Raw genomic sequence first — 10,234 nt, 5'->3', positions numbered from 1 at the left:
GTTTGAAGCAGAACTTCGGGAGAAAAAGGGAGTCGAAAGGGAAAAGAAGCGTCCGGAGGAAAGAGGGCGCGATCCCGATCTGGAAAAAAGGCTGGAAGCAATTCGGGCGGGCGGAAAAAAGTAAAAGATAGAGAAAGGATTTTTATGGGCAACACGGCAAAAATCTGGACCGAAAAAGATGGGGCCATCGACAATACCTACGGCTACAACGATTTTTTGATCACCTATCAGCCGATAATGGGCGGAATTGGCCTTAACGATCTGGACAACATCACCCAAGCCGCGCTGGAAGAGGCAAAGGAGCAGGTGACAGCGGGTGTTGCCCCGACGGAAAAAGAAGTCGAGGCCAGGGGCATGATTAGAGACGGCGATATCCTTTTCCGTTACGGCGAAGGGGGGCCGCTTGTTGTCCGGCATCCCATTTTTACCGACTTCTGCTCCGCGGAGGAAATCAAGCCGAACAATATTTTTCCGATGACCGAAGATGAAGTGCGAGCCGTCGCTTTCTTCAGCGACACCGCCTACGATGCCCAGTGGTGCGAGGCCGCGGTTGCCGGTATCGATAAGGGGGAGGAGCGCTTGATGATGACCTCCTGGGATTTGAGCAATCCCGAAGGGAGGGCCGGCCTTGAAAAATCTTTAAGCAGGATTGAGGAGGCCAAAAAAGGCGCCTCCGTTGCCGATCCGCTGGGCTTGGCAAAAAAGATTTCCGATCATCGTTTAAGCGCCTTAAAAGACTCGCTGGAGGAAAAAATGGGTTTGGTGGAGTCGGTAAAAGTCAAAATAGAAAAAAATCCGGTTGCCTCGGCCGTTATGGGCGTAGGCGGCCTTGCGGCCAGTCTCTATGTCGGAGGTCTTCTCACAGGGCGCGGTTTTACCGACGCCCCCAAGCTGGATCGGGTTCCATCAATAATTCGATCCGTTGTCTCCTCCTCTGTGACAAAGGCAAGGCCCTTGGGCGCCGCGGCTTTAAGATTTGGTTCTAATCTGTCCCGTTTCCTTTCAACGCCTCTGATCTTCGTAAATGTCCCCGATCCCTACAATCCCTACGGCAATCCATCCCCGCCGGATGCGTAAAACATTTTTGCTCTCGGGCAGGAAAGACAAAAGACCCTCCGCGCTTTAAGGTGGAGGATTTTTTAGTTGCCAATATGTATCAATTTCGGTACACTTGAATCATCGTGCACAAAGTTCTTTGGCACCCGAAGGCGCGCGAGGCAGTCCGCGGTTTTCCAAAAGAGGTGAAAAACGAAATCGGCTATCTTCTTTTCCGGCTTCAAAAGGGGGATCAATTAGGCATGCCCCATTCAAGGCCGATCAAGGCAGTGATGTCCGGGGTCGGTGAATTGCGGGTGAGGGGGACCGACGGCATCTATCGCGCCTTTTACTACGTGAAGACCGATATGGGCGTTCTGGTCTTTCATGCCTTTAAAAAGAAAGACCAAAAAACTCCCAAGAGGGAGATCGAGGCGGGGAGAAAAAATTTAAAGGAGTCTTTGTATGGCTAAAAAACAAAAGGTGTTTGTGAGTCGTAATGCGCATGAACTGGCCGAGGCAATTGGGCTGGGTCCTGCCGATGCCGTTGAGTGGGAATTGAGATACAGTTTAACGCGAAGGATTGCCGATACGGTCAAAAGAAACCGGTTGACTGTGTCGGCGGTGGCCAAGAATGCAAAAACCTCGCGGGCGCGAGTGACCCGGGTGCTCAAAGGCGATTCACAGGGCATATCCATTGATGTTCTTATCAGGATACTGGGAGCGGTGGGCCAGGAAATTGCCGTTCATTATAAGAAAGCGGCGTAATACGGCAATCCATCCCCGCCGGACGCGTAAAACATTTTTGCTCTCGGGCAGGAAAAACAAAAACCCCTCCGCGCATTAAGGCGGAGGGCGGGGTTTTTTCTCTTGAGGAAGCGGATACCCCCTGCTATTCTTGAAATCAATGGGGACAGCCAAAAAAATCCGCCATAAATACACCTACCGCGACTATCTCACCTGGGGCGACGACGAGCGCTGGGAGATCATCGGCGGCGAGGCCTACAACATGAGTCCGGCGCCCACTTTTGCCCATCAGCAAGTCGTCGCCAGGCTGACGCATTTTCTGATGACGAGGCTCGAGGGAAAACAGTGCATCCCTGTTATGGCCCCCATAGACGTGGTTCTCTCGGAAGAAGATGTCGTCCAGCCCGATGTCATTGTTGTCTGCGACAAACAGAAGATCCAAAAAACGCACATCGCCGGCGCCCCCGATCTTGTGATCGAGGTCCTTTCGCCGTCCACATCCCTGAAAGACCGCCGGGAAAAAAAGGATCTCTACGAAAAATTCGGCGTGAAGGAATACCTTCTGGTCGATCCCGACGAAAAGTATGTGGAAAGATATTTTTTGCAAAAAGGGAAATACGGCTCTTCCGAGGTGTTCGGGCCGAAAGACAAGCTCGCCAGCCGCTCGTTAAAAGGGGTCCGCCTTCCGCTCAAAGAGATTTTTTCGTGAAAAAATCGGTGTGAAGATAAAAAAACCCCTCCGCTTTCGGCAGAGAGGTTTTTTTGTTTTTGGTAGCGGGGCTTGGATTTGAACCAAGGACCTCGAGGTTATGAGCCTCGCGAGCTACCAGGCTGCTCTACCCCGCAATAGTGATGAAGCTTATAGTTTGTTTGAGAGAGGACTGTCAAGATGTAAGCCGTTTGGGATTTTTTTCATTTTGAGAAAAATTTTCCGCATTTTTTCAAAAATCAGAAAAATTTTTTAAAAAATTGCAACAAAAAAGTGCAGAAAGTGAAAATTTTTTCAAATTGGTGTTGACAGCCTTTTTTAAAACTCTCATAATTTCTTTAAGCTAAAAACAACCCAACACCACAAAAAAGGAGGGACGACATGGCTAAGAAAAGAAAAGCCAAGAAAAGAGCAAAAAAGAAATCCAAAAAAAGACGCTAGAGTCGTTTCTTGGCTCCAAATGAATTAACCCTGTGAGAAAACCTTTTCTCACAGGGTTTTTTGTTTTTTGAAATCCCCCCAACCCCCCTTCCCCGACAGGGGCCCCTTTCGGGGTGGCAAAGGGGGGCGAGGGGGGATTTATTTTCTTGCGGTTGTCAATCACTCGCCGTATTTCATGCCGATGCCCGACAAACCCTTATCCGGTGTCACTATTGTGGATCTCTCCCGCCTGATCCCCGGCCCCTTCTGTTCGCTCATTCTCGCCGACCTGGGCGCGCGGGTGATCAAAATGGAAGATCCGCAAAGGGGGGATTACCTTCGCAATATTTCCTGCGTCTACCGCGGCTTAAACCGGAACAAAAAAATTCTTAAGCTCGACATCAAATCGCAAAAAGGAAAAGAGGCCTTTGTCCGCCATGTCAAAAAGGCCGATATCCTTATCGAGTCGTTCCGGCCGGGTGTTTTAAAAAAAATGGGGTTCTCAATTTCCCAACTCCACAAAATCAACCGCAGGCTCATTGTCGCCTCCATCACCGGTTACGGGCAAAAAGGGCCGAATAAAAATCGCGCCGGGCACGATCTCAATTATATGGCGCTGTCGGGATGCCTAAATCCCCCCCAACCCCCTTACATCCAGTACGCCGACCTGGTCGGAGGGGGGCTTTTTGCGGCGCTGGCGATTATCAGCGCACTGTATCAACGGGGCAAAAAAGGGAATGGGGCCCATCTCGATATTTCCATGACCGATTCAATGATTTTCTTGAATCTGGCGAATCTGATTTTGATTCAGGGACCGATGGCGCCCAACATTTTAAGCGGCATTCTGGCGCGATATCGTGTCTATCCGACCTCGGACGGCAAATTTGTCGCCCTCGCGGCGTTGGAGGACAAGTTCTGGAACCGTTTTTGCGGGGTCATCGGCAAACCGGAATGGAAAGGAAAGGGATATGTCGATCAGGCGCCGGAGATCCATCAACAACTGGCCGCAATCTTCGCGTCAAAGACGCGGGATGAGTGGACGCGTCTTGGAAGGGAGAATGATTTTTGCCTGACGCCGGTGCTTGCGACGTCGGAAGTGTTGGAGAGCGCGCAGTTCAGAGAGAGGAAAAAATTTGTGAAAAAGAACGGCATGTTGTTTCCAAAGACGCCGTATTAAAATGTCAGGCATATTATACATCGTTGCCACCCCCATCGGAAACCTCGAGGACATCACCCTTCGGGCGTTAAAGGTTTTAAAAGAGGCGGACGCCATCATCACCGAGGACACGCGTCATTCGCGGGGCTTGCTTGCCCATTTTGGCGTTCAAAAAAAACTGGTTTCCTATTTTGAGTACAGCAAACAACAAAAGGCCGAAGCAATTATTTCGCATCTGGAGGCCGGCGAAAACCTGGCGCTCATCACCGATGCCGGAACGCCCGCCGTCTCCGACCCCGGGGCGCGGCTTGTCGCCCTGGCCCGCTCCCGCGGGATCGATGTTGTTCCCATCCCCGGCCCCTCCGCGGCAACGGCGGCGCTTTCGGTCTGCGGCTTCCCCACCGATCCGTTTCATTTTTGGGGTTTTTTGCCGCCATCCAACAACAAACGACGGAAGATCTATGAAGCAATAGCCCTACTTCCGGGGACGCACTGTTTTTACGAATCGCCGCACAAGATTTTAAAAAGGGTGGACGAGTGGGGGAATTATTTTTCAGAATTTTATCTGATGATCGGGCGCGAATTGACCAAAAAGTTCGAAACGATTTTGTGGGGGAAATTTCCCGAAGTCGCTGAACGGTTGAAACAGTCGGAGGCGAGGGGGGAGTATACGATTGTCTTGTCACGAGAAAAATTAGTATAGGTCCAATAAGGCCTATAGGACCTATAGAATGCAATATCAGTTCAAAGTAAAAAAAAGCGAACGGGGCGTCACCATCGAGAATTTTCTTCATGGCAAGCTCGAAAACTGGTCGCACAAAAAGATCAAGCAGGCGATCGACAAAAAAAGGGTTTTTGTCAACGGAAGACAGGTTTTTATTTCCAAATGGAATTTAAAACCAAACGACCGCGTCGAATTTCGCCCCGAAAAAGCCGACTACCCCTCTCTCCCTGCGCTTTCCAAATATCATTTCGTCAAGGTGCTCCACGAAGACCCATACCTGCTCGCCTGCGACAAGCCGCCGTTTGTGGACTACGACTCGTACGTGGCACAGGTGAATGCCTATCTCAAGCGGACCTCGCCGCAAAAAAAGTTTTATCCCTATCTGGGCCAGATGCACCGCCTCGACAAGGAAACCTCCGGTGTCATCATTTTCACCAAAAAGAAGATGGCCAACATCCTGGCCGACCAGTTTCGCGGAAGGAGAATAAGAAAAATATATCTCGCCGTGGTGGAAGGGAGGGTGGAAAGGGAAGAAGGGGTGATCCGCGGGGCGATTGAAAAAGGGCGGTTTGAAGGGGGAAAAAAGGGGCGGATCTCGCGGGAAGGGAAAGAGAGCGTCACTTTATTTCGCGTGAAAGAGCGCTATGACGACGCCACCCTGCTGGAGGTGCGGCTCGGAACGGGGCGGACGCATCAGATTCGCATCCATATGAGTGAGATGGGATATCCGGTGGTGGGGGATAAATTGTATAGGGGGGCCGACAAAATTCCAAATTCCAATCCGCCTGAGGCGGACCAAATTCCAAAGGAAAAATCGTCAATCGTCAATCGTCAATCTTCAATTAAAAGACAAGCCCTCCACGCCTGGAGGATCGAATTCGAGCATCCGGTGACGCGTAAATGGCTGAAAATAACGGCGCCGATTCCGGAGGATATGGGGCGGCTAATCGACAAGTTACGGACGGGATCCCAAGGCTGTTGACAAAGTCCCATCTGCTTCGTTGCCCGCTACGGCCGCAATCCTCACGTACTTACGTGTACGCTCCGGTTGCGGCCTTGCGGGCGCCTTGCATCTGGAACTTTCTCAACAGCCTGGATAAGACATAAGGGAGTAGACAGAAAAAAATTGGTTTAATAAAGTAATCTTTTATGGAACCTCTGAAATATCGCATTTTTGTCTGCACGGCGGACAAGGAGGAGGGAAAATCCTCCTGCGTCCGGCGCGGTTCCAAAGAAACGCTCGCCCTGCTGAAGGAGGAACTGGTCCGGCGCAATCTGCAGTTTGACATGAAGGCCGTGCCGTGCGGCTGTTTCGATTTGTGCGAACGGGGCCCCAATCTTGTCGTCTATCCCGAAGGAACCTGGTATTCCGGCCTGTCTTCGGAAAAAGTGGCCGATTTTGTCGAGACTCAACTGGTGGCCGGGAGGCGTTTTGAACCATGCGCCTGCGATGAGAAAGAATTGAAAGATTTTTTTGCGAAGCGCAAGATCCGAAAAATAGCCGAAGTGAAAAAAATATTATAACGACCGCAACAAATCCAATGCCTCTTTGTCTTCGTGACAATCCTCGCTTTTGGGGGTCTCGAGCGACATCGGAATGTTATCGAACCGCTTGTCATTCATCAGGCATTTGAAGGCGGTCAGGCCCAGAAGTCCCTTTCCGATATGTTCGTGGCGATCCACGCGGGCCCCCAGTTCCTTCTTTGAGTCGTTTAAGTGAAAGGCGCGGAGCCATTTGATTCCCACAATCCGGTCGAATTCCTCCCAAACCCCGGCGTAGCCTTCCCCGGTCCGCAGATCATATCCGGCGGCAAAGGCATGTTGGGTGTCAAAACAGACGCCGATCCGTTTTTGTTCCTTCACCTTTTCCATGATTGCGGCGAGATGTTCAAAGCGGTGCCCCACGGTGCTCCCCTGACCGGCGGCGTTTTCAAGAAGGGTGAGCACCTTGAAGTCCGGCGTTTTTTCGTGCGTGACATTGATGGCCGCGGCGATTTTTTTAATCGCAGTCTCCTCGCCGCTCCCCACATGCGCCCCGGGATGAAAGACAACCCCCATTAAGCCCAGCGCCTCACTCCGTTTGTGTTCCTCGATAAAGGCCCCAAGCGATCGCTGATAAAGGTTTGCATTGGGCGATCCGAGGTTGATGAGATAAGAGTCGTGCGCAAAGGCGGTTTTGATGCCGTTTGCCTTCATTTCTCCCCTGAATTTTGCCGCCGACTCTTTTGAAAGGACCGGGTCGTTCCACTGGTTGGAATTTTTGGTAAAGAGCTGGATGATTTCGCATCCGACGCTTTTTCCCCGGCCGGGCGCCCGCTCAACGCCGCCGGCAATCGACATGTGTGCGCCGAGGAGTTTAGCCATACGTTGGGTAAAAGTTGCGGGGCCAGGCATGGTTTTTCAGCTCGGTCCGTTCCTGTTCCGTCAGCAAAAGACCATCGGAGGCTTTGCTGTTCTCTTCCACATGTGCGACCGTCCGCATACCGGGAATAACGGTTGAAACGGCCGCCTGCGACAGGCAGAATTTCAATGCCGCCTGCGAGAGCGTTTTGATTTCGCCGCGGATGAGAACTTTAAGTTTTTCAACATGGGTGCAGGTCTCCTTCAGACGGTCCGGCGTAAAATATTTCTGCCTCCAGTCGCCTTTGTGAAATTGTGTTTCCGGAGTCAGCAATCCGGTCAGCGAGCCTTCATCGAAGGGGACGCGGGCGATCACCGCCACGTTGTGTTTTTGGCAGAGGGGAAAGAGTTTTTCCTCCGGGGTCTGATCGAAAATATTGTAGATCACCTGCACGCTGTCGATCAGGCCCGATGCGACGATTTTCAAGGCGCTATCCGGTTCGTGGTCGTTGATGGAAACGCCAAAATAACGGATCTTCCCCTGTTTTTTCAGTTTTTCAACCGCCTCAAGCCAGATCGGTTTTTCAAGCCAGTTGTCCGACCAGACATGAAGTTGTTGCAGGTCCACGCAATCCATCCGCAGATTTTTCAGGCTTTTTTCGGTGTAATTGACGACATGCTCCGGCGGAAAGGTCTCTTCGACAGGCACATGATGCCGGGCGGGCCACCCGAAGTTTTTCGGGGGGCATTTGGTGGCTATTAAAGGGGCTCGCGTCGCCCCCTCCACCGGCAAAGCCGGATGGAGCCTCCCCCTCTCGCTCGCTTTGCTCGCTGTTAAATTTCCAAATCCGAACTCTTTAAGTGCTTTGGCGATCAACTCTTCACTGTGTCCATCGCCGTAAACCCATGCCGTGTCGATGAAGGTGACTCCCAGCTCCAGCGAGCGGACGAGCGAATCGAGCGCCGCTTTGTCATCCCGCGGCCCCCACATGCTCCCCATTGTCCAGGTGCCGTGCCCGATTTCGGAGACCTTTTGGCCTGTTCGTCCAAGCGTCCGATAGTTCATTAGAGTTGGGGCCCTTTCGGCCCGTTTGATGCTATTTTTACTCCGCAAATTCTCCGTTTCACTCCGAATTTGCTTCGCGCCTAAGCAAAGCTTAGGCTTGACTCGCGTCGTGGATTTCGTCCGCCAAACTTTGTGGCGGACCAAACCCAGCGCTCACAACTGGCCCACAAAGGCAAGCTTGGCTTGCCTGCGTAGCAAAGTCGAAGACTTTGCGGAGTCAGGAAGCCAGATTGTTCGCTTTGACGATCATGTAGCAAAGGAATCGGGCCGATGGCAAGGGATCTTTGGTTTGCATTTACGTCTTTTTCTTGCGCCGCAACGTTCCCACCGCTTCCTTAAATACAATCAGCGCCAGAATCATCAAAACCCCTGCGATCCCCGCAATGAGGAAATCAGGGTGAGGCTCTTTTTTCAGGGAGGCCAGAATCTGCCAGACAAAGGCCGAAATGGTTGTCACGAGCATAAAGCAGGCGGGAATCAGCGTTGTCCACGCGGGGTGGGCGCGATTGACCAGCCAGCAGGAGGCCGTCAGGAGCGAAAGGCCGCCGATCAACTGGTTGGCGCTTCCGAAGGCGGGCCAGATGCGGTTCCACTGGCCGGTCATGGCCAAAAGGGCCGCCGCCACCACGACAATCAGGGTCGCTGTGTACTTGTTCCTGATATGAAAAAGCTCGCTCGTCAGATAGCGCCCAATCCGCGTGGCGGTGTCGAGCGTGGTCAGGATAAAGGCGTTCAGCGCCAGAACCGAAAAGGCCTTTCCGTAGCCTCCCAGCATGAAAGACGAGAGATTGCCGTACCCTTTGCTGAAGGCGGCAATGGGGCCGGCTGTTTTCAGGGTGGAGGTAAGTTCGGTTTGGCTTAAGCCGGCGGCCACACAGACGACCACCATCGCCCCCACCAGCCCCTCGGTGAGCATTCCGCCGTAGCCGATTCGGCAGGCGTGTGTTTCGCTGGCGATCTGCTTGCAGGTGGTTCCCGAAGAGACCAGAGAATGAAAACCGGAGATGGCCCCGCAGGCAATCGTGACGAACAGCATGGGAAACAACGGCCCCGATCCGGGCCAGAGGGCTGAAGGGTCCCAGGCGTGATAAACGGTTGTATCCATCGGGAGCCGCATGACAAAAATCGAGACAACGCCGATTCCGATGGTGAAAAAAAGAAGATACGAGGCGAGGTAGTCGCGCGGTTGAAGGAGGAGATTCACGGGTGTCACCGAGGCGACAAGGCAATAAATGAGAAGGACGAGGATCCAGATGTTTTCGGCCGAGAGGACGGCGGTGTCCGAAAAACCGGCGGGAAATTTTTGGCCAAGTCCCATAAGGAAAACGAGCAGGCCGAGCCCCAAAAGGGTGGGCCAGACGGCGGAAAGCCGGGTCCGGTACAAAAGAAGGCCGGTGAGAACAGCCACCGGAATGAGCCCCATCGACGGGGCAATGGCGCTCGGTTCTTCCACAAAGGTCTTGGCGGCAAAAATGGAAAAGACGGCGATAATCAGAATGAGCGCCAGCCAGATAAACCACGAAAAAAGAAGGCGGGCCGTGTGGGATATTTCCGGTTCGGCGATTTCCGAAATGGAATCCCCGCCCGACCGCATGCTGACCACGAGGCTGGAGGTGTCGGCCACCGCCCCCATCAGCGTCGAGCCCAAAAGAAGCCACAAAAGGGAAGGGAGCCAGCCCCAATAGGCTACGGCAAGAACCGGCCCCACAATAGGGCCGGCGCCGCAGATGGACGAAAAATGGTGGCCAAACAGAACCAGCCAGTTTTTGGCGGGAACAAAATCGGTGCCGTCGAATTTTGTGTGGGCCGGCGTCTTGTTGTCGGGATGGATCCGGTAGAGGCGATTCAGGAACCGGCCGTAAATTTTGTAGGCGAGTCCGAAAAAGACGAGTGTGCCGGAAAGAATCAGGACCGAGTTCATTCAATAGAAAGGTTTGCCATATCCTCCGCCATGATGTCAAAAACTTGCTTGCGATTCCATTTTAACGAAGTGACATGAGTGATTTTTGTTTAATCATTTCAGCCGGATGCGTTTGG

General features: G+C 52.6%; 11 protein-coding genes and 1 tRNA gene. 8 read left to right on the top strand and 4 right to left on the bottom strand.

Annotated features, from left to right (window positions below; all coding sequences use genetic code 11):
• Positions 1-144: 144 nt before the first annotated feature.
• The 4 genes from HYU99_05320 (at position 145) to HYU99_05305 (ending at position 2,491) form a co-directional block, all read left to right on the top strand.
• A complete protein-coding gene (locus HYU99_05320; protein ID MBI2339768.1) occupies positions 145-1,077 on the top strand; it encodes a hypothetical protein in 933 nt (310 codons plus the stop codon).
• A 104-nt stretch (positions 1,078-1,181) separates the two neighbouring features.
• On the top strand, positions 1,182-1,508 hold the full coding sequence (locus HYU99_05315) for a type II toxin-antitoxin system RelE/ParE family toxin (GenBank protein MBI2339767.1): 327 nt from the start codon (positions 1,182-1,184) through the stop codon (positions 1,506-1,508).
• Positions 1,501-1,803, top strand: coding sequence for an XRE family transcriptional regulator (locus tag HYU99_05310; GenBank protein MBI2339766.1), 303 nt, complete (start codon positions 1,501-1,503; stop codon positions 1,801-1,803). The genes HYU99_05315 and HYU99_05310 overlap by 8 nt, the downstream gene beginning before the upstream one ends.
• A gap of 139 nt (positions 1,804-1,942) precedes the next feature.
• Positions 1,943-2,491, top strand: a complete 549-nt coding sequence (locus HYU99_05305) for a Uma2 family endonuclease (protein MBI2339765.1) — start codon at positions 1,943-1,945, stop codon at positions 2,489-2,491.
• 60 nt (positions 2,492-2,551) lie between these two features.
• On the opposite strand, the gene HYU99_05300 is transcribed toward HYU99_05305, so the two are convergent.
• Positions 2,552-2,628 (bottom strand) — tRNA-Met (locus tag HYU99_05300).
• A gap of 485 nt (positions 2,629-3,113) precedes the next feature.
• Between HYU99_05300 and HYU99_05295 the strand changes: the two genes are divergently transcribed.
• The 4 genes from HYU99_05295 to HYU99_05280 all read left to right on the top strand — a co-directional run bounded on the left by HYU99_05295 (position 3,114) and on the right by HYU99_05280 (position 6,315).
• Positions 3,114-4,088 carry a CoA transferase gene (locus tag HYU99_05295; GenBank protein ID MBI2339764.1) on the top strand — a complete coding sequence of 325 codons (975 nt, stop codon included), beginning with the start codon at positions 3,114-3,116 and terminating at the stop codon, positions 4,086-4,088.
• Between the two features lies 1 nt (position 4,089).
• A complete protein-coding gene (rsmI, locus tag HYU99_05290; GenBank protein ID MBI2339763.1) occupies positions 4,090-4,770 on the top strand; it encodes a 16S rRNA (cytidine(1402)-2'-O)-methyltransferase in 681 nt (226 codons plus the stop codon).
• Positions 4,771-4,798: 28 nt separating this feature from the next.
• Complete coding sequence (locus HYU99_05285; GenBank protein MBI2339762.1) at positions 4,799-5,773, top strand: RluA family pseudouridine synthase; 975 nt, start codon at positions 4,799-4,801, stop codon at positions 5,771-5,773.
• Between the two features lie 167 nt (positions 5,774-5,940).
• Entirely contained in the window at positions 5,941-6,315 is a 375-nt protein-coding gene (locus HYU99_05280) for a (2Fe-2S) ferredoxin domain-containing protein (protein MBI2339761.1), read from the top strand.
• Here HYU99_05280 and HYU99_05275 read toward each other — a convergent pair.
• The 3 genes from HYU99_05275 to HYU99_05265 form a co-directional block, all read right to left on the bottom strand.
• Positions 6,310-7,155: a deoxyribonuclease IV gene (locus tag HYU99_05275; GenBank protein MBI2339760.1), complete on the bottom strand. Its 846-nt coding sequence runs from the start codon at positions 7,153-7,155 to the stop codon at positions 6,310-6,312. The genes HYU99_05280 and HYU99_05275 overlap by 6 nt on opposite strands.
• Positions 7,148-8,197: an aldo/keto reductase gene (locus tag HYU99_05270; GenBank protein ID MBI2339759.1), complete on the bottom strand. Its 1,050-nt coding sequence runs from the start codon at positions 8,195-8,197 to the stop codon at positions 7,148-7,150. The genes HYU99_05275 and HYU99_05270 overlap by 8 nt, the downstream gene beginning before the upstream one ends.
• A 295-nt stretch (positions 8,198-8,492) precedes the next feature.
• The gene (locus HYU99_05265) at positions 8,493-10,118 is read right to left on the bottom strand and encodes a carbon starvation protein A (protein MBI2339758.1); all 1,626 of its coding nucleotides are present in this window, start codon (positions 10,116-10,118) and stop codon (positions 8,493-8,495) included.
• Positions 10,119-10,234 lie beyond the last annotated feature (116 nt).

Source organism: Deltaproteobacteria bacterium (genome assembly GCA_016183175.1).
GTDB lineage: Bacteria > UBA10199 > UBA10199 > UBA10199 > SBBF01 > JACPFC01.
Note: the sequence above shows the minus strand (reverse complement) of the source record. Positions and strands in the feature narration are given on the sequence as shown.